This window comes from Arthrobacter sp. H14 (genome assembly GCF_000520495.1).
In the GTDB taxonomy this organism is placed as follows: Bacteria; Actinomycetota; Actinomycetes; order Actinomycetales; family Micrococcaceae; genus Arthrobacter_C.
In genome coordinates this window covers 8,106-27,682 of sequence record NZ_KI914630.1, presented here as the reverse complement: position 1 = coordinate 27,682, position 19,577 = coordinate 8,106, and the positions used below count along the sequence as shown (strand labels likewise).

General features: G+C 62.1%; 13 protein-coding genes, 1 tRNA gene and 1 pseudogene. 11 read left to right on the top strand and 4 right to left on the bottom strand.

The features are described 5' to 3' along the window. Positions 1-252 precede the first annotated feature (252 nt). From Y707_RS0104070 to Y707_RS0104060, 3 genes are all read left to right on the top strand, one after another. A complete protein-coding gene (locus Y707_RS0104070; protein ID WP_026534134.1) occupies positions 253-1,173 on the top strand; it encodes a LysR family transcriptional regulator in 921 nt (306 codons plus the stop codon). 28 nt (positions 1,174-1,201) lie between these two features. After that, positions 1,202-2,248, top strand: a complete 1,047-nt coding sequence (locus tag Y707_RS0104065; protein WP_026534133.1) for an LLM class flavin-dependent oxidoreductase — start codon at positions 1,202-1,204, stop codon at positions 2,246-2,248. 157 nt (positions 2,249-2,405) lie between these two features. Continuing rightward, positions 2,406-4,331 carry an ABC transporter ATP-binding protein gene (locus Y707_RS0104060; RefSeq protein WP_026534132.1) on the top strand — a complete coding sequence of 642 codons (1,926 nt, stop codon included), beginning with the start codon at positions 2,406-2,408 and terminating at the stop codon, positions 4,329-4,331. On the opposite strand, the gene Y707_RS0104055 is transcribed toward Y707_RS0104060, so the two are convergent. From Y707_RS0104055 to nhaA, 4 genes and pseudogenes are all read right to left on the bottom strand, one after another. Further along, positions 4,328-4,984: an SDR family oxidoreductase gene (locus tag Y707_RS0104055; RefSeq protein WP_216699200.1), complete on the bottom strand. Its 657-nt coding sequence runs from the start codon at positions 4,982-4,984 to the stop codon at positions 4,328-4,330. The genes Y707_RS0104060 and Y707_RS0104055 overlap by 4 nt on opposite strands. A 62-nt stretch (positions 4,985-5,046) precedes the next feature. Continuing rightward, positions 5,047-5,466, bottom strand: a pseudogene (locus Y707_RS32585) (DUF6314 family protein); the annotation flags it as partial. Between the two features lie 96 nt (positions 5,467-5,562). Continuing rightward, positions 5,563-5,636, bottom strand: a tRNA-Arg gene (locus Y707_RS0104045). Positions 5,637-5,702: 66 nt separating this feature from the next. Continuing rightward, positions 5,703-7,058 (bottom strand): Na+/H+ antiporter NhaA, encoded by a 1,356-nt coding sequence (gene nhaA, locus Y707_RS0104040; RefSeq protein WP_026534130.1) that lies wholly within the window; start codon positions 7,056-7,058, stop codon positions 5,703-5,705. Between the two features lie 382 nt (positions 7,059-7,440). Here nhaA and Y707_RS0104035 point away from each other — a divergent pair, with 382 nt between their 5' ends. The 8 genes from Y707_RS0104035 to Y707_RS23285 form a co-directional block, all read left to right on the top strand. Then, the gene (locus tag Y707_RS0104035) at positions 7,441-8,997 is read left to right on the top strand and encodes an alanine/glycine:cation symporter family protein (protein ID WP_035780242.1); all 1,557 of its coding nucleotides are present in this window, start codon (positions 7,441-7,443) and stop codon (positions 8,995-8,997) included. Positions 8,998-9,151: 154 nt separating this feature from the next. Continuing rightward, positions 9,152-11,548: a DNA helicase PcrA gene (gene pcrA, locus Y707_RS23295; RefSeq protein WP_051441626.1), complete on the top strand. Its 2,397-nt coding sequence runs from the start codon at positions 9,152-9,154 to the stop codon at positions 11,546-11,548. A gap of 803 nt (positions 11,549-12,351) precedes the next feature. Further along, positions 12,352-13,233, top strand: a complete 882-nt coding sequence (locus Y707_RS0104020) for an Ig domain-containing protein (RefSeq protein WP_026534127.1) — start codon at positions 12,352-12,354, stop codon at positions 13,231-13,233. A gap of 172 nt (positions 13,234-13,405) precedes the next feature. Further along, the gene (gene sucC / locus Y707_RS0104015; RefSeq protein ID WP_026534126.1) at positions 13,406-14,575 is read left to right on the top strand and encodes an ADP-forming succinate--CoA ligase subunit beta; all 1,170 of its coding nucleotides are present in this window, start codon (positions 13,406-13,408) and stop codon (positions 14,573-14,575) included. Between the two features lie 55 nt (positions 14,576-14,630). After that, the gene (sucD, locus tag Y707_RS0104010) at positions 14,631-15,533 is read left to right on the top strand and encodes a succinate--CoA ligase subunit alpha (protein WP_026534125.1); all 903 of its coding nucleotides are present in this window, start codon (positions 14,631-14,633) and stop codon (positions 15,531-15,533) included. Between the two features lie 154 nt (positions 15,534-15,687). Next, positions 15,688-17,307 (top strand): MDR family MFS transporter, encoded by a 1,620-nt coding sequence (locus Y707_RS23290; RefSeq protein WP_081744596.1) that lies wholly within the window; start codon positions 15,688-15,690, stop codon positions 17,305-17,307. A gap of 52 nt (positions 17,308-17,359) precedes the next feature. Further along, the gene (locus Y707_RS0104000; protein WP_026534124.1) at positions 17,360-18,523 is read left to right on the top strand and encodes an LOG family protein; all 1,164 of its coding nucleotides are present in this window, start codon (positions 17,360-17,362) and stop codon (positions 18,521-18,523) included. Between the two features lie 69 nt (positions 18,524-18,592). Beyond that, positions 18,593-19,577 (top strand): ABC transporter substrate-binding protein (locus Y707_RS23285; RefSeq protein ID WP_051441625.1); only part of this gene is annotated, 985 nt, incomplete at its 3' end.

The following is a 19,577-nucleotide window of genomic DNA, read 5'->3' as shown; positions in this document are numbered from 1 at the left end:
AGCCGTCCTCACAACCGAAGAGCCGGACGGGGAAATGCGGTGTCCGACGCGAGTTCCTAAGTTTTCTACACTCCGTAGAAACAGTAACTTCTACACATCGTAGAACATTCCCGGAAGCACCGGTAATCGGCGTCGAATGCGGCGGAGTGCTCCCCGTTGGGACATTTCGACATGCGTGCGCAGGGTTAAATGTCCCAAAGGGGCAGCCAAATATCTGCCAATAAGGGCCACCATGGGGTGCAGAATTGCAGAATGAACGTACCGCCCCCGCTACGAACGCCGCCGAACCCTGACGATCTGCTGGTTCTCCTCGCCGTTGCCCGGTCCGGGCGGTTTACCGCCGCGGCCGAAGATCTCGGCCTGAACCACACCACCGTTTCGCGCCGGATCGCGGCTCTGGAGAAGAATCTGGGTGCGCGGGTCCTATCCCGGGCGTCCGGTGGTTGGGAGCTGACCGGGCTCGGCCGGCGGGCGGTTCTGGCCGCCGAAAACGTCGAGCTGGCGGTCGGACGGTTGAACGGCAGCGACGATGAGACGGACCGGCTCACGGGCGTGGTCCGGATGTCGGCCACGGACGGATTCAGCGCCTACATCGCCGCGCCGGCCGTCGCGGCCCTGCGGCGGCAACACCCTGGACTCAGCGTGGAGATCGAAACCGTAACCAGGCGTGCCCTGCAGCAGCGCTCCGGACTCGACATCGAGGTCGTGGTGGGGGAGCCGCAAGTCCACCGGGCCGAAGCCATCCGCCTGGGTCCTTACATGCTGGGAATGTATGCCTCCCGCAGCTACCTGGCAGAGCATGGAACCCCTGCGACGCCGGAAGAACTGAAGGAGCACCCGCTGGTCTACTTTGTCGACTCGATGCTTCAAGTCGACGACCTGGATGCGCCGCGCCGTCTTGTGCCGTCGATGCGGGACTCGCTGACATCCACCAATGTGTTCGTGCACGTGGAGGCCACCCGGGCCGGCGCTGGAGTGGGGTTCCTGCCCTGCTTTATGGCCGATCGGCACCCGGATCTGGTAAGGCTGCTTCCGGATGACTTCAAGGAGGAGCTGCCGTATTGGATGGTGCTGCGGGCAGATTCGCTGCGCCAGCCGGCGGTGGCCGCCGTCGCAGAGGCACTATGGAAACAAACGACGTCGTACGAGGCGGTCTTGCTGGGCCGGAAATAGAAGCGATTCACGGGTAGTTGCGGTCAGTATGGAACTCGGTATCTTCAGCTTTGGCGACATCCACCCAAATCCAGTCACTGGGGAGAAGACATCGCCACAGCAGCGGATGACGGATCTGCTCGAACGCGCCAGACTCGCCGACGAGGTCGGGCTGCAATACTTCGGGATAGGTGAGCATCACCGGCCGGACTATGCGGTTTCCGCGCCGGCAATGGTGTTGGCCGCGGCGGCCGCGCAGACCAGGAACATCCGCGTCGGCAGTGCCGTCACCGTACTCAGCACCGAGGATCCGGTCCGCGTCTACCAGCAGTTTGCCACGCTGGATCTGCTCTCCGGCGGCCGGGCGGAGCTGACCGCGGGGCGAGGCTCCTTCATCGAGTCGTACCCGCTGTTCGGCGCCAATCTTGCCGACTATGACGAGCTCTACAACGAAAAGATCCAACTGCTGCTCGAGTTGGACGAAAACGAGTACATCACCTGGAACGGCAAGTTCCGCCCGGCGCTGGAGAACGCACGCATCCTGCCCCGGCCGGTGCAGGAGCACCTCGATATCTGGATCGCCACCGGTGGAACCCCCGAGTCGACGGTCCGGGCGGCGGTACTGGGCAAGCCAGTGATCTACGCAATGCTCGGCGGTGCCATCAACAGCTTCGCCCAACACCAACAGCTCTACCGCCGCACCGCCACAGAAAACGGGCACGACGCCGGCAGCCTCAAGGTCGGCGTCAGTTCAGTTGGCCTGATTCTGCGGGAGAAGGCGCACGAAACCTACTTCCCGCATTGGATGGATTCGATGAGCCGGATCTCCGCCGAGCGCGGTTTCCCGGCGCCGAGCCGCCAGTCCTTCGACATGCAGGCCTCGGAACGCGGCGCTCTGTTCGTCGGCAACGCGGAGCAGATCACGGACAAGATCCTCCGCGCCCACGAATTCATGGAGCACGGCCGGCAGATCTTCCAGCTGGACTTCTCCTCCGTGCCACAGGCGCAGGTCCTCGAGTCGATCGAGCTGCTGGGAACCGAGATCCTGCCCGCCGTCAATAACGAGCTCGGAGCCGGGACGGACGAAACCGGATGACGTGTACCCTTCCACCAGCATCCGGTCGGCGGCTGTCCGGAATGGAATGACCTCCCCTGCTGTTGTGGCTTTAGGCTCTTAGCAGCGCCTTTTCGGCGCAGGCACCCGCCGACGCAGATTGCCGGGCGGCGATAACAAGGTATGGAGGTCCGTGCAGATGAGCATGGAAGGGGCGGCATGGCATTCGCTTTACAGCATCACCCATGCCAAGAATGACGCAAAACCGTTCAATAAGGCCACGCTGAAACGGATCATGGGCTTTGCCGCTCCGCACCGGAAAAAGCTGGTGTGGTTCCTGATACTCTCGGTCGTCACCGCGGTTTTGGCCGTCGCCACACCTCTGCTGGCCGGTCAAGTGGTCAACGCAATCACCCAGTCCGAGTCGGTGGAAACCGTCGTCCGGTTGGCGGTCCTGATCGCGTTGATCGCCATCGCCGACGCCGGTCTCGGACTCCTCAGCCGGTGGCTATCCTCGCAGATCGGCGAAGCACTGATCCTCGACCTGCGCACCGCCGTCTTCGACCATGTGCTGAAAATGCCGATCGCGTTCTTCACCCGGACCCGCACAGGCGCGCTGGTCAGCCGTCTGAACAACGACGTCATCGGCGCGCAGCGGGCCTTCAGCGGAACCCTCTCCGGCGTCGTGAGCAATATTGTGGCGCTGGTGCTGACCTTCGTGGTCATGCTGGGACTGTCCTGGCAGGTCACGCTGCTGGCGCTGATCATGCTTCCGGTCTTCGTCATCCCCGCCCGCCGGATGGGCAAGCGGCTCGCGGCCCTGCAACGCGAATCCGCCAACCACAATGCGTCCATGGGCACGCAGATGACCGAGCGGTTCTCGGCCCCCGGAGCCACGCTGATCAAGCTCTTCGGCCGGCCGCACGAGGAGTCTGCGGAGTTCGAGGCCCGTGCCCGCCGCGTGCAGGATATCGGCGTGAAAACGGCCATGGTGCAGTTCACCTTCGTCACGGCGCTAACCCTGGTCTCCGCACTGGCGCTCGCGTTGGTCTACGGTCTCGGCGGTTTCTACGCCATCATCGGTCAGCTCAACGCCGGCGAAGTCGTCGCGCTGGCCCTGCTGCTGACCCGGCTTTACGCGCCGCTGACCGCCTTGGCCAGTGCCCGGGTCGAGGTCATGAGCGCCCTGGTCAGCTTCGAGCGCGTCTTCGAAGTGCTGGATCTGCAGCCCCTGATCACCGAAAAGGACGACGCCGTGGAAGTTCCGGCCGGACCGGTGGCAGTGGAGTTCGACGACGTCACCTTCGCCTATCCTTCGGCCGAGAAAGTCTCGCTCGCCTCACTGGAAGAAGTGGCCACACTGGACACCCGCGGCGGCGAAGAAGTCCTGCATGGGATCAATTTCCGGGTCGAACCGGGCCAGACCGTGGCCCTGGTCGGGTCCTCCGGCGCCGGCAAGTCCACTATCGCCAATCTGCTGGCAAGGCTCTACGACGTCGACGGCGGCGCTGTCCGGATGGCGGGCACCGACTTGCGGGACGTGACATTCGAATCCTTGCGGAACACCCTCGGCATGGTCACCCAGGACGGGCACCTGTTCCATGACACGATTAGGGCCAACCTCACTCTTGCCGCACCGGATGCCACCGATGAGCAGGTCTGGAGCGTGATCGAACGTGCCCGCCTGGAACCTGTCATCCGGTCCATGCCGGACGGACTCGATACCGTGGTGGGGGAGCGCGGCTACCGGCTCTCGGGCGGTGAACGCCAGCGGATGACCATCGCCCGGCTGCTGCTCGCCCAACCGCGCGTCGTGATCCTCGATGAGGCCACCGCTGCCCTCGATTCCACCTCCGAAGCGGCGGTGCAGGCAGCCCTGGCCGAGGCACTTGCCGGACGTACCGCCGTCGTCATCGCCCACCGGCTCTCCACCATCCGGGCCGCCGACGTGATCCTGGTGGTGGAGGCCGGGCAGATCATCGAGCGCGGTACACACTCGCAGCTGCTGGCTGCCGACGGGCGCTACGCCGAGCTGTACCGCACGCAGTTTGCGGTGGACAAGGCTGAGACGGACAAGGCCGAGGCCGATGTGGTTGCTACCGAGAAGGCCGAAGCCGAAGTCTAGATTCCCCCGAGGACGGCATCGGTGATGGGAGTTTCGCCTCCGACAAGTTCCCACACGTGGCCCTGCGATTCGGGCTGGTCCAGCACCGCGACGACGGTGGCGGCGACGTCCTCGCGGGGGATCTGTCCGCGTTCGAGCTTCTCCGCCAGCTCGATTTTCCCGGTTCCGGGGTCATCGGTCAGCCCGCCCGGGCGGAGGATCGTCCACTGCAGCGAGGTTGACTTGAGGCTGTCATCGGCGTCCTTCTTGGCCTTGACATACGCCGTCCACTGCTCGTTCGCGTCGGCGCTCACCGGCTCGTCGACACTGATGGCGGAAATCTGGACAAAACGGTCGACGCCGGCAAGGGCGGCTGCTTCGGCCGCCAGCACGGAACCGTCCCGGTCCACAGTCTCCTTGCGTTCAACACCGGAGTTTGGCCCACCGCCGGCAGCGAAAACGACGGCGTCGAAGCCGCCGAGGCTCTTGGCCAGCTCCGAAGCGTCCGACTTTTCGAGATCGAAGACCAACGGCTTGGCTCCGGCCTCTTCAACGTCGGCGGTGTGGTCTTGGTTGCGGAAAATACTGAGGACTTCATCGCCGCGGCCGGCAAGCTGGCGGGTCAGAGACATGGCGATCTTTCCGTGGCCGCCGACAACTACAATTTTCATCATGCATTCCCTTCAGATTGGTTCATAGGAAGCTTATGGGGGTGGAACCACTACCCGGACAACGTTTATTCCGGTCCTGAGTGATTAGCATCCGTATCCCGGCGAAGTTCGCTGGCCAGCAGCAGACCCTTCGCAGGACCTGTCACGGTCCATTGGTAACTCCACGAGTCCGGACCTGATACATGAAAGGAGCCGCGGTAGACATCGGGGGAGCAGGGGTGTTCGGGGTGGTCCATTCCGGTGGATAAGTCCAGCCGGTGGAACGGGCGGCCATCATCGAAGAATACGTCCATGGCGGAAGGAGAACCTGTCGGCTTCAAAATCAAGCGCCGGGTGGTTGGCGCCGCCGCCTGGCCGGGCCACGCCAGTGTGCCTGCTTCATCATGGATCAAGCCGCCGGAACCGTCGTCGTTAAATAACGCTGTGCCGTTAAATGTTCCGGAATTGCCCGACGCGCGGTCAAGCAACCGGCGCTCGATCCGCCAGGTGCCAAGGAGGAACGTTCTGAGGTCAGCAACTTCACTATCCGTTTTAAGGTCCTCCGAACAACCCGTATGTCGTCTGGTTCAGCTCAACGCCAGTGCGCGAGGCGGGATTCGAACCCGCGACCTTCCCTTTAGGAGAGGGATGCTCTATCCAGCTGAGCTACTCACGCGAAATTCACCAGCAGCGCCGGTGCGCAATCCAGCTTACAGGCTCAAAGGAGGTGCAGGTTGGTCCGTTACTGTTCCTGCCGGTTTCCTTCTTGCTGATAGACATCGGGAATATCGTCCTGGTTGGCATCGACGCTTTCCTGTGCCTCGATCTTCCGGTAGTGCCGGTTCCGCAATCGCAGTACTACCGAGGCCAGCAGGGCGGCGAGGACTGATGCAGTGAGGATGGCCACTTTGGCGGTGGCGTTGTCCGTGCTTTCCGGTCCGAAACTCAGCTCGGCCACCAACAGGGAGACGGTGAAGCCAATACCGGCCAGCAGCGAAATACCGAGCACATCAATCCACTTGAACGACTTATCGAGTTCGCCCTTGGTGACCTTCGTGACGACCCAGGTTATTCCCACTATGCCGATAGGTTTGCCGGCAACGAGGCCCACGATGATGCCGAATCCCACTGGGTCAGAAATCGCTGAGGTGAAACCGTTCCACCCGCCAATCGTCACGCCGGCGGAGAAAAAAGCGAACAGGGGTACCGCGATGCCAGCTGAGAGGGGGCGGAAACGGTGTTCGAAGATTTCCGACAGTCCTGGACCTGCGTTCGGCCCGCCGCTGGCTTGGCTCCGGATGACAGGGACCGCAAAACCGAGCAGTACACCGGCAACCGTGGCATGTATGCCGGAGGCATGGACCAGCGCCCACACGGCGACTCCGAGGGGCAGTAGGATGAACCAGGCGGCTGAGGCTTTGAGGCCGAAAAAGCGCCGAAACCGCTGCGCCAGGAACGTGTATAGGGCGAGTGGGATCAGTGCCAGCATCAGGGGGAGTGCTTGAACCTCGTCGGTGTAGAAGAAGGCGATGATGGAGATAGCGAGCAGATCGTCAACGACTGCCAGTGTCAGCAGGAAAATCCGCAGGGCGCTGGGTAGATGTGAGCCAATGATGGCCAGTACTGCCACGGCGAAGGCGATATCCGTGGCGGTGGGAATCGCCCAACCGGATAGCGTCTCAGGGCTGTAGATATTCACCGCCACGTAGAGCAGGGCCGGTACGGCAACTCCACCGGCAGCGGCGGCGACGGGCACGATAGCCTTCTTCATGTCCCGAAGGTCCCCGGCGACGAATTCCTTTTTGAGCTCCAAACCCACCAGGAAGAAGAAGATGGCCAGCAAGCCGTCGGCTGCCCACGCGCCGAGACTCAACTCCAGATGCCATGGTTCATAACCGATCGAGAAGTCCCGCAGCGCGAAATAGCTGTCCGAGGCAGGCGAATTTGCCCAAACGAGTGCGACGACGGCGGCCACAACCAGTAGTGCGCCGCCCACGGTTTCCTTGCGGAGTATTTGACCGATGCGGACAGCCTCGGTGTAACTCCCCCGGCCGAGAAAGCTCGGTTTTGAACTTCTTTCAGATGAACTCTCAGCCACAATTAGGCTCCTTGCCGGAAGGCTCGACGATTTGCATATGCCGACCAGACTTCCCGGCTCACCACCAGTCAGCCTAACAGGATGAGCTCATCAGCTGGCCCTCGAGGTGCCGTAGCCTAATTGTTATAAAAAGTCCGGAACCGTCAGCATCGGGGAGCGTTCCGGATTGCTGCCGGAGTAGTTGCCTTACGCCGCCGGTTGCCTGCCGTGCGCCGGATCCGAGGCGCTCCAACTGTTGCCTGCGGGGTGCTCAAAGGGGCGTGAAAGACCGGAAAATTGACCAATTCGAGATGTGTGGCATCAGTCACAATCTGATCTCATTGTGAGAGAATCGACTCACTCAGTTTGAGATTCGTCACAATATACGATTGGTTATTGAACCATGGCAACAAACGTAATCGCACCCCTCGCGCAGTCCGAGTGGCTTACATCAATTGAAGATTCAATCAACACAGTTTTCGAACCTGTGGCTTTTTGGTTTGGGAAGATTGTATTTTTTCCCATCTCAATCGGCGGCTTTGAGTTCCCGTTCGTCGTCGCGTGGCTGATTGCCGCCGGCGTCATCTTTACTATCTACCTCGGCTTTATCCAGTTCCGTGGCCTCAAGGTTTCCTCAGAGGTTGTCCGCGGGCACTACTCCACGCCCAGTGACCCCGGGGAAGTGCCGCACTTCCAAGCTCTGACCTCGGCCCTGTCAGGAACAGTCGGCCTCGGCAATATCGCAGGTGTAGGTGCAGCCATGGCCATCGGTGGTCCGGGCGCCACGTTCTGGATGATCCTCGCAGGTCTACTGGGCATGTGCACCAAATTCGCCGAGTGTACTCTTGGCGTGAAATACCGCGAGGTTCATCCGGATGGCACCGTTTCTGGCGGGCCGTTCAAGTATCTAATGGTGGCCTATGGAAAGATCGGCAATATCCCGGCCAAGATCATGACCGGCATCTTCGCCGTCGCCATCCTGATCTTCGGTGTTGCCGGCGGCAACATGTTCCAGGCCAACCAGACCTTCGCGCAGATTCGCAATGTGACCGGCGGAGCAGACGGACTCATGGGTAGCGATGGTGCCGCCCTGATCTTCGGCCTAATTCTGGCCGGCCTCGTCGCAGCAGTCATCCTGGGCGGCATCAAGTCCATCGGCGCCACCACCAGCCGGTTGGTTCCGGCCATGGGCATCGTCTATGTGATCGCCTGCTTGATTGTCATCTTCGCCAACTTCGGCCAGGTGCCGGAAGCGTTTGCTTCCATCATCGAAGGTGCATTTGTGGCCGAAGGCATCGCGGGTGGCGTTATCGGTGTCATGATCACCGGCTTCACCCGTGCGGCATTCTCGAATGAGGCCGGTCTCGGCTCGGCCCCGATTGCACACTCTGCAGCGAAGACCAGGCGCCCGGTCAGTGAAGGTTTCGTTGCACTATTCGAGCCGCTGATCGACACTGTGATTATTTGTACGATGACGGCCCTGGCCATCATCATCGCCGGTGCGCCGAGCTTCCAAGCCGGTATCGATCAGGTCCAGGCTGGCGAGGGTACGCCGGACGGCGTGATCCTCACATCAGATGCCTTCGAAACCGTGCTGCCGTGGTTCCCGATTGTGCTGGCCATCGCCGTTGCGCTGTTCGCCTTCTCCACCCTGATCACTTGGTCCTACTACGGGCTGAAGGCCTGGGAGTTCCTGTTTGGACGGGGCAACGTCTCGGAAGTGATCTATAAGATCATCTTCCTCTCCTTCACCGTCATCGGTACCGTGCTGACCTTCGGGCAGGTGCTGGCGTTCTCGGATGCGGCGCTGTTTGTCTGCGGCTTCGTCAACCTGCTTGGTGTTTACCTGCTGCTGCCGGTTATCAAGAAGGAAATGAAGCAGTACCTGGCAGACCGCCGTGCCGGCACCCTGAAGGAGCTTGGTGAAGAGACGGATAAGCGTACCGCCGCCGGTCACTAGTAACTGATCGTTCAATCGCGGAGCAGATTGAACACAACCTCAACAAATTGTGCCCGTCGGACTCAGAGCCGACGGGCACAATTATTTAAACGTCAGTCAGGGTCGCAGAGCCGCCGTCGTTCCTGTCTGTGCCAGCGCCTAGACTTAAAGCACCATGAATTCTCTTTACTCGGAACTGGCAGACACGGACGACCGCACAGCCGCCCCCGCACTCCCCGGAGAGCGGGACCTACTGGCCGGGTTGAATCCGCAACAGGAGGAGGCAGTCAAGCACTCGGGCAGCCCGCTGCTGATTGTCGCCGGGGCCGGTTCCGGTAAAACGAGGGTGCTGAGCCACCGGATTGCTTTCCTGCTCGCGACCCGCCGTGCCAGGCCGGGACAGATCCTCGCCATTACGTTCACCAACAAGGCGGCCGCAGAGATGCGCGAACGCATTGGGGTCCTGGTCGGCGATTCGGCGCGGAACATGTGGATCTCCACCTTCCACTCCTCATGTGTGCGGATCCTGCGCCGTGAGGCCAAAACGGTCGGGATGAACTCGAATTTCTCCATCTACGACTCCGCGGACTCGCTGCGCCTGATCACGCAGGTGGCCAAACAGCATGAGTTGGATCCCAAGCGCTTCACGCCGCGGTCGATCCAGCACAAAATTTCCGCGTTGAAGAATGAACTCATCGACGACGACACTTTTGCCTCCTCTGCAAACCTCTCGGACCCGTTTGAGCAGGCGGTTGCCGAAGTCTACAAGGGCTACACCCAACGCCTTCGGGCCGCGAATGCCATGGATTTCGATGACCTGATTGCCCAAACCGTCTTTCTGCTCCGCGCCTTTCCTGCGGTGGCGGATTCCTACCGGCGGCGGTTCCGCCATGTGCTGGTCGACGAGTACCAGGACACGAACCACGCCCAGTACGCGCTGGTTCATGAGCTCGTTGGCGCATCAGATTCGGACGATCGCGCCGAGTTGACCGTCGTCGGGGACTCGGACCAATCGATCTACGCATTCCGTGGTGCCGATGTGCGGAACATCGTCGAATTCGAGAAGGATTATCCGAATGCGCGGACGATCCTGCTTGAGCAGAACTACCGCTCCAGCCAGACCATCCTTTCGGCCGCGAACGCCGTCATTTCGAGAAACCCGGACCGCCCGGTTAAGCGGCTCTGGACAGCCGAAGGCGACGGTGAAAAGATCATCGGCTACGTGGCCGAAAATGAGCACGAGGAAGCACGCTTCATCGCCGATGAGATCGACCGGCTGCAGGACGACCATGGCCTGCGCCCGGGCGACATCGCGATCTTCTACCGCACAAACGCCCAATCCCGCTCGCTGGAGGAAATCCTCATGCGCGTCGGTTTGCCCTACAAGGTCGTCGGCGGCACACGGTTCTATGAGCGCAAGGAAATCAAGGACGCTTTGGCCTACCTGCGCGTGCTGGTGAATCCCGACGACGTTGTGAACTTGCGCAGGATCCTCAACGAACCGAAGCGCGGCATCGGTGACCGGGCAGAGGGTGCACTGGCAGCCTTGTCCGACCGTGACCGGATCAGTTTCATGGAAGCGATGCGCCGGGTGGAAGAGGCGCCCGGCATGGCAACCCGGTCGGTCAACGCTGTGACCGGTTTCGTGAAGCTTCTCGATGATCTTAGCGACGTTGCCGACGGCTCTGGTGCGGCCGCCGCGCTGGAAGCCGTGCTTGAACAGACTGGATATCTTGCGGGACTGAGGCAAAGCACCGATCCGCAGGACGAATCGCGGGTGGAGAACCTTGCCGAACTGGTCGCCGTCGTCCGGGAGTATGAGCGCGACAATCCGGACGGTTCACTGGGCGCGTTCCTCGAGCAGGTCTCATTGGTGGCCGATGCCGACCAGATACCGGATCAGCCGGAAGAGGGCGCATCGGAAGAGGACATTGCCGCCCAGGCCAAGGCGGCCCGCGAACAAGGCGTTGTCACCCTGATGACGCTGCACACCGCAAAGGGTCTGGAATTCCCGGTCGTGTTCCTGACCGGCCTGGAGCACGGAATCTTCCCGCATCAACGGTCGATGGCCGATCCGGCGGAACTGGCTGAGGAGCGGAGGCTGGCTTACGTGGGCCTGACGCGTGCCCGCAAACGCCTGTATCTGACCCGTTCGGAGCAGCGCAGCATGTGGGGGCAGAGCCAATACAATCCGGCGAGCCAGTTCATTGAGGAGGTTCCCCGCGAATTGGTCGATTGGAAGCGTGAAGGCAGGTCCCGGAGCTTTGCCACGGACGGCTGGGGAACGGGCAACAGCGGCGGAACGAGCAGGTACGGCGGATCCTACTGGGGAGCCGCCGGAGGGGGCCAATTGCCGCCCAGCACGGTGTCCCGGCCAGCGGCTGCCGGAAGAGTTCAGCCGAACAAAGAGGTTCTTTCTTTGGAAATTGGAGATAAAGTTAGTCACACAAGTTTTGGAAATGGTACCGTTCTCTCGCTCGAGGGGTCTGGAGACAAGACCGTTGCCAAGGTACAGTTCAATGTAGGGGAAAAGCGCCTACTGCTCAGGTATGCACCGTTGAGCAAGGCGTAGGGATCGAAAAGCAACAGATAACTGAATATCCAGGACTAACTTCTTAGAACTCGCATCAAGGGAAACACTCGCTCGGGGGAGACCGGAATGAACCGCTCGGCGGACCGCATACGTTTGGTGTATGCGCTGTTGCTGTCACTCATAGTGACCGCCATGAGTCTTGCCTTCGTTGCGCCCTCCCAGGCAGCCGCTCCGCTCATTTACCTCACGGCCACGTCCACCACTTCGCCGCCGCCCGGACCCACTCCCACCTTGGATGGTGGACCACAGCTTGTCCCGAAGCTGGAGGAGGAAACTCCCGCCTTGGAGACCCCAACAGGGGACGGTAGTGGGACCGAGTCGCCGTCGACGGGCGATCCCACAACAGGCAAAACACCATCCGGGGAGGCCCCGGAGCCGGGCCCGCAACCGGAGCCGGACCCGCAGCCGCAGCCTGACCCCGTCGAGAGTGCGCCTGGTGACGGATCATCCAGCGGGGGAACCGATAACGGTGGGACCACCCAGTACCCACCGCCCGCCGGGGACCCCAACACCGATAACCCCACCACCAATCCGGCACCCGGCGGCCAGGTTGAGGAACCCGCCGGCCCAGTGGAAGACCCTTCGACTGGTACTACCGATCCCGGCACCCCCAACACCGGCACCCCCAACACCGGCACCCCCANACCCCCAACACCGACGCCCCCAACACTGAGACCCCCGCACCCTCCGGGCCGCAGGATCCTGCAGGCCCACCGGATGGACCGGCTCCTGGTGACCCCGAACCACCGCTGACACTGGATCCCGACGTCGACTCCGGCATTGTGGCGGGAGACGAGGTCAAGCTCAATCTGGATGCCACCGGCGGAACCGGTGATTTCACTTACCGTGTGGTCTCGGGAGCGCTGCCTCCGGGATTGATTCTGGACCCGGATACCGGGCTCATCGCCGGCACGGTAAAGCACGTTGGAAAGCATTCGTTCACTGTCGAGGTCATCTCCGGGAACGTCCGCACCACCCACAAGTACACGATTGTGGTCAAGGAACGTCCGCTCGATATTGAAGCGCCGCCTCTCGAACCGGCACGCACCGGTGAGCCGTACGAGCCAGTTGTGCTCCACACCGAGGGTGGCAAAGGACCGTTCACCTACAGTCTCAAGGGCTCCGAGTTGGCAGGCACGGAAGCGGATCCAGCGCCGGTGCAGAGCTCACGCTGGATTGGAACGGCTCCCAATACCTTGATGGGTTCCTCGAAGCTGCTCGACTCCGGGCCTACAATCCAGGGTGTCGCCGACAGCAAGAGTGGCGGAACTGTAGCCGGAAGCCCAAGCAAGGTCGGCAATCTCCCGGCCGGTATGCGGCTGGAAGGCGGCGTACTGACGGGCCAGCCGGAAGCCCATGCGGCGGGAACCTACACTTTCACGGTGGTCAGCACCGACCGGTACGGCTCCACAGCCGCACAGGAAATGACCATAACTGTCCTGAGTGACGGCGATCCCGTGCCGATCTCCTCAAGCGAAGTATCCGAAACCGGTTCCCCTGCGGAGCTGGCCGGTAACGATGTTGATGATGGCAGCCAGGCCGCGGCGATGGTGCCGGAAACGCAGATGGGCCCCGCGCCACTGTTCCTCGGAGCGGTCGTGCTGGGCATGGGTGCGCTGTTCCTGTTCCTGCGGCGCAGGTCCGCCACCGGCACGCATCAGTAACGCTGCATTTTCGCCAACTGTGCAGTAGCGCAGACCCTGCCTTTTCTACAAGTTATAGAACTGTGTGCTTACTCACGAAAGCGGTAGTGTGGGACGGGCAGCCGCCCAAACTGAACTATTGTTCCCCTTGGAACTTAACCATCGACTTCGACGTAGAAGGACAGTAACTGACGTGGACCTGTTTGAATACCAGGCTCGCGATCTATTCGAAGCACACGGTGTCCCCGTGCTTGCTGGGATCGTGGCCCATACACCCGAAGAAGCAAAGGCGGCAGCCGAGAAAATTGGCGGCGTCGTTGTCGTAAAAGCCCAGGTGAAAGTTGGCGGCCGAGGCAAGGCCGGCGGCGTCAAGGTAGCCAAGAACGCCGACGAGGCGTTCCAGTATGCCAGTGACATCCTCGGGATGGACATTAAGGGCCACACAGTCCACAAGGTCATGATTGCCCAGGGCGCGGACATCGCCGAGGAGTACTACTTCTCGATTCTGCTGGACCGGGCCAACCGCAACTACCTCGCCATGTGCTCTGTCGAGGGCGGCGTGGAAATCGAGCAGCTCGCAGTGGAGCGCCCTGACGCGCTGGCGAGGATTGCCATTGATCCGGGCACCGGACTCAATCAGGCCAAGGCAGAGGAAATCGTCGACGCGGCAGGCTTCCCGGCCGAGGTGCGGGACGGAATCATTGCCGCCATCCTCAAGCTCTGGGACGTCTTCACCAAGGAAGACACCACGCTGGTCGAGGTCAACCCGCTGGTGAAAACCGGAGACGGCGCGATCATCGCCCTCGACGGCAAGGTCACCATTGACGAGAACGCAGCGTTCCGGCACGAGGATCACGCCGCGCTTGAGGACAAAGAGTCGGCGGATCCGCTGGAGGCAAAGGCCAAGGCCGCGGACCTGAACTACGTGAAGCTCGACGGCGAAGTCGGCATCATTGGTAACGGCGCCGGTCTCGTAATGTCCACGCTCGACGTCGTCGCATACGCCGGCGAAAAGCACGGAGACGTGAAGCCTGCCAACTTCCTGGATATCGGTGGCGGCGCATCCGCCGCTGTCATGGCCGCCGGCCTGGACGTCATCCTCAATGACGAGCAGGTTGAGAGCGTTTTCGTGAACGTCTTCGGCGGCATCACCGCGTGCGACGCGGTTGCCAACGGCATCGTCGACGCACTGAAGATCCTCGGCGACGAGGCGAACAAGCCGCTGGTCGTCCGCCTGGACGGCAACAACGTGGAGGAAGGCCGCCGGATTCTATCCGAGGACAACCACCCGCTGGTTACGCTGGCTTCAACCATGGACGAGGGCGCCGATAAGGCTGCCCAGCTCGCCTTCTCCGCTCGCTGATCGAGCTTTTTACGGCTCGCTGATTGAGCTAGTCGAGATCTAAGGAACTTCACATATGTCTATCTTTTTGAACAAAGACTCCAAGGTCATCGTCCAGGGCATTACCGGCGGCGAAGGCTCCAAGCACACGGCCCTGATGCTCAAGGCCGGATCCAACATTGTTGGCGGCGTCAACGCCCGCAAGGCCGGAACCACCGTTACCCACGGCGATAACGAACTGCCGGTTTTCGGCAAGGTCTCCGAAGCCATGGAGAAGACCGGCGCAGATGTGTCCGTCGTCTTCGTGCCGCCGGCCTTCACCAAGGATGCCGTCGTTGAAGCCATCGAGGCAGGTATTGGTCTCGTCGTCATCATCACCGAGGGTGTTCCGGTTCAGGACACGGCCGAGTTCTGGGCGCTTGCCCAGTCCAAGGTCGACGCCGACGGCAACCAGGTCACGCGGATTATCGGTCCGAACTGCCCCGGCATCATCACTCCGGAGGAGTCGTTGGCGGGTATCACCCCGGCGAACATCACCGGCAAGGGACCGATCGGGCTAGTCTCGAAGTCCGGAACCTTGACCTACCAGATGATGTACGAACTGAGGGATCTCGGGTTCTCCACCGCCATCGGCATTGGCGGCGACCCCGTCGTCGGCACTACCCACATCGATGCGCTGGCCGCTTTTGAAGCAGACCCGGACACCAAGGCTGTCGTCATGATTGGCGAAATCGGTGGCGACGCCGAGGAACGCGCCGCCGACTTCATCAAGGCGAACATGTCCAAGCCAGTCGTTGGCTACGTTGCAGGCTTCACCGCGCCGGAAGGCAAGACGATGGGCCATGCGGGCGCTATTGTTTCCGGCTCTGCGGGAACCGCCTCGGCCAAGAAGGAAGCACTCGAGGCGGCCGGTGTGAAGGTCGGCAAGACGCCTTCCGAGACTGCCGAGTTGCTGCGCGAAATCGCGAAAAGCCTCTAAAGCAAAACCTGAAGCCCCGGGGCTCTTGGTCGTTGGCCATGGACCCGGGGTTTTCTGCGTCCAGGCATAGTTGCGCTGGACAACGACCATTAGACTGTTCTTTCAGGCGAATCATGAAGCCAACGAATCTTCAGGAGGACCTGCGGGAAGTTCCATGAGCACAGCCACTTCGTCAACCGGCACCGCTGCGGGCGGCAGAGAACCGGGGATCGTCCTGCTCTTTGTCGGGCTCATGCTTTCCATGCTGTTGGCGGCCCTGAACCAGATGATCCTGAGCACGGCCCTGCCGACCATGGTTGGCGAGCTCAACGGGGTCGACCAGATGCTGTGGGTCATCACCGCCTACATCCTGGCGGCCACAATCGTGATGCCGGTATACGGCAAGCTCGGCGACCTGATGGGACGCAAGAACCTGCTCCTGCTGGCAATCGCCATCTTCATGGCCGGTTCCATCGTCGGCGGGCTGGCTCCGGGAATGAACTGGCTGATTTTCGGCCGCGCCATCCAGGGGCTTGGTGGCGGCGGCCTGATGATCCTCTCCCAGGCGATCATTGCCGACGTCGTTCCCGCCCGGGAACGCGGCAAGTACATGGGGTTCATGGGCGCGGTGTTTGCGCTCGCGTCGGTGGCCGGGCCTCTGCTCGGCGGCTGGTTCACGGAGGGCCCGGGCTGGCGCTGGATGTTCTGGATCAATATGCCGCTCGGCCTCACCGCCATGGTCGTCGTGTTGCTGTTCCTGCATCTGCCGCAACGTCCCCGCAAACGCGTCAGGCTCGATATCACTGGAATGATGCTGTTGGCCGTTGGCACGACGGCGCTGGTCCTGGTCGGTACCTGGGCCGGTACGAAATTCGGGTGGAGTTCGCCGCAGATCCTTGGTCTGCTCGGCTTGACGGCAGTCAGCGCCGTGGCGTTTGTGCTGGTGGAATGCCGTGCGGAAGAGCCGGTCCTGCCGCTGTATCTGTTCCGGGAACGGAATTTCGTGTTGACCACCAGCGGCGGCCTGCTGATCGGCGTCACGATGTTTGGCGCCATCGGTTACATGCCCACATACCTGCAGATGGTGACCGGCGCCAGCGCCACGAATGCCGGTCTGTTGATGGTCCCGATGATGGGCGGGATGCTGCTGACATCGATTATCGACGGGCAGCTGGTGAGCAAGACAGGCCGGTACAAATGGATGCCGATTGCAGGTGCTTACTCGGTGGCCGCCGGATTGCTGCTGCTGTCCCTGATAACGCCGTCGACACCGGTAGTGCTGATCTGCCTGTTCCTGTCCCTGATGGGCATTGGACTCGGTTTGAGTATGCAGATCCTCGTGCTGATCGTTCAGAATTCCTTTCCCAACAGCGTCGTCGGCACCGCGACGGCGTCGAACAACTTCTTCCGTCAGATTGGTGCCTCGCTGGGATCGGCCATTGTGGGAAGCCTTTTCACCGCCCGGCTGGCGTCCTTGCTGACCGAACGGCTGCCTGCTGATGGGGCGCGCACGCAGGGTGGCATCAACTCGCTGACGCCGGAACTCGTCTACACACTGCCCGAGGCCGTGCAGAATCCGATCGTCCAGTCCTATAACGACGCCTTGACGCCGTTGTTCCTGTACATGGTGCCGCTGGCCATTGCCGCAGCGGTGCTGTTGTCCTTCGTGCGGGAGATACCGCTGGCGACCGTCATCGAGCGGGACGCTGAGCCTGAGCCTGAGCCTGAGCCTGAGCCTGAGCCTGAGCCTGAGCCGGACGGCAAGGCAACAGCCGCCCGCAAGGCCCGTACCTGACCTCCTCCGGGTTCCGCCTTGGACTGTCGGTCCGTCTTGCTAGGGTTCAAGTATGAATCCCGCGCCCAACCTCGGTCCCCGGGTCAACGCCGTCGACGTCGAGTCGTTGGAGCGGTTCGACTCGCTCGTCGAGCAGGGATCCGTGTCGATGCAGGGCTGGCATGTCCAGTCGATCGACCTGACCAAACGCGGAGAGGCATTGCGGCGGCTTGATCCGTCCGGGTCCATTTTCCTTGGCTGCGATTTTTCCGACGGCGTTGAGGAACACCTGCGCTCCGGCGGCGCACTGGTCTTTCCCGAGCTGCCAGATATTCCCTTCGACGCCTACCGCGGAGGCCTGTATACCGCCGCGGACCTCTACTCCGGGCTTGAGGCTGAGCCGTATGAGCAGACGCTCGACGCACGGGTCTACGCCTGGAGCACCCGTCCCGGCACGGCCCGGAACCTGAATGCCACGCTCGCCACCGCCCTTCACGATCACGCGATCGGTGACGCTCTGGACGACCTCTTCGACTCCGGCGGACCAGCGGCAGGGCGCGACGTCGTCGGTGTGATGGGTGGCCATGGGGTGGTCCGCGGCACTCAGGAGTACGACGACGGCGCCCGGCTTGGGCGCCTGCTGGCCCAAAGCGGCGTAATGGTGGCAACCGGAGGCGGTCCGGGAGCGATGGAAGCCGCCAATCTCGGCGCCTACCTGTCCGCTGCCAGCGACGGGGACCTTGCGGCCGCGGTTGCCGCTCTGGCCGAGACCCCGGGCTTCCAGCCGTCGATTACGGATTGGGCCCGGAGCGCCAACGTGGTCCTGGCCCGCCATCCGCAGGGCACCGCCAACCTCGGTATCCCGACCTGGTTTTACGGCCACGAACCGCCCAACCTCTTCGCCACCCACATAGCAAAGTACTTCACCAATTCGGTCCGCGAAGCGGTCCTGCTGCAGCGGTGCAACGGCGGCATCGTATTCCTGCCCGGTGCCGCGGGAACGGTGCAGGAGATCTTCCAGGACGCCTGCGAAAATTACTATGCAGCGGACACAGCAGTCACCCCGATGATCCTCGTCGGAACGGATTATTGGACCAATGTGATGCCGGCCTGGCCGGTGCTCCAATCGCTGGCAAGGGACAGGACCATGTCGCGGTCCGTCCATTGCGTCGACACGGTGGACGAGGTTTTGCAGATCCTGGCCCAGACGACCGGCGCCGTGGGCGGAAGGAAATAAGGTGCTGCTTGCCCCCATCGCCGTCCCGTTTGATCCACAATTACATATATACGACCGAGGAGTTTTGCGATGAAATATCCATCCCTGCGGGCCGGGCGCGTGTTGGCGGTTGCCGCCGTCGCGGCCCTGAGCATCAGCGCCTGCACGCCCGGTTCCAACCTGGAATCGACCGAAGAATCGAGTGCACCGGCCGGGGAGGTTACCAAGGATATCGCCAGCCTCGGCGACATTACCCTGACGGTGTGGGACCAGGAAGTCCGCGGCGGCCAGAACGAGCAGATGACACAGCTCAATGCTGCCTTCGAGGAAAAGTACCCGAACGTCACCATCGACCGGAACTCGCAGTCCTTCGATGACCTGGGAACCACCCTGCGGCTGGCCCTCACCGGCGAGGATGCCCCGGATGTGGTCCAGGCCAACAACGGCAGGTCGGACATGGGAGCGTTCGTTTCGACCGACCAGATCGTCAGCCTGGAGCGCTATGCCGAGGCCTATGGCTGGAAGGACCGGTACCCGGAATCAGTACTGCAGTACTCGACCTACAGCGAGGACGGCAAGACCTTCGGCGAGGGTAATCTTTATGGTCTGCCGCAGGTCGGCGAGGTCGTCGGCGTCTATTACTCCGAGAGCAGGCTCGAGGAGCTCGGCATGGAGCTGCCTGAGACCTGGGCGGAGTTCGAAGAGGCCCTCGCCACCGCCAGCGAGGCGGGCGAGGTGCCGATAAACCTTGGCAACCTGGAGCAGTGGCCGGCGCTGCATGTGTTCGGACCGATCCAGGGCGCCCATGTGCCCGTTGACGAGATCACCGCGCTCGCCCTGGGCAACGAGGGAGCATCGTGGACGACGCCGGAAAATGAGGCCGCCGCTTCGCAGTTCGGTGAATGGGCCGAACAGGGCTACCTTGGCAAGGCTCCAAATGGAACTGCGTACGACGACGCCTGGAACGCCTTTGCCGAGGGCGAGGGTGTCTTCCTGGTTGCCGGCTCGTGGCTCGCCGCCGGCCTCGAGGAAGAGATGGGCGACGATGTCGGCTTCATGGCTCCGCCGCCGGTCG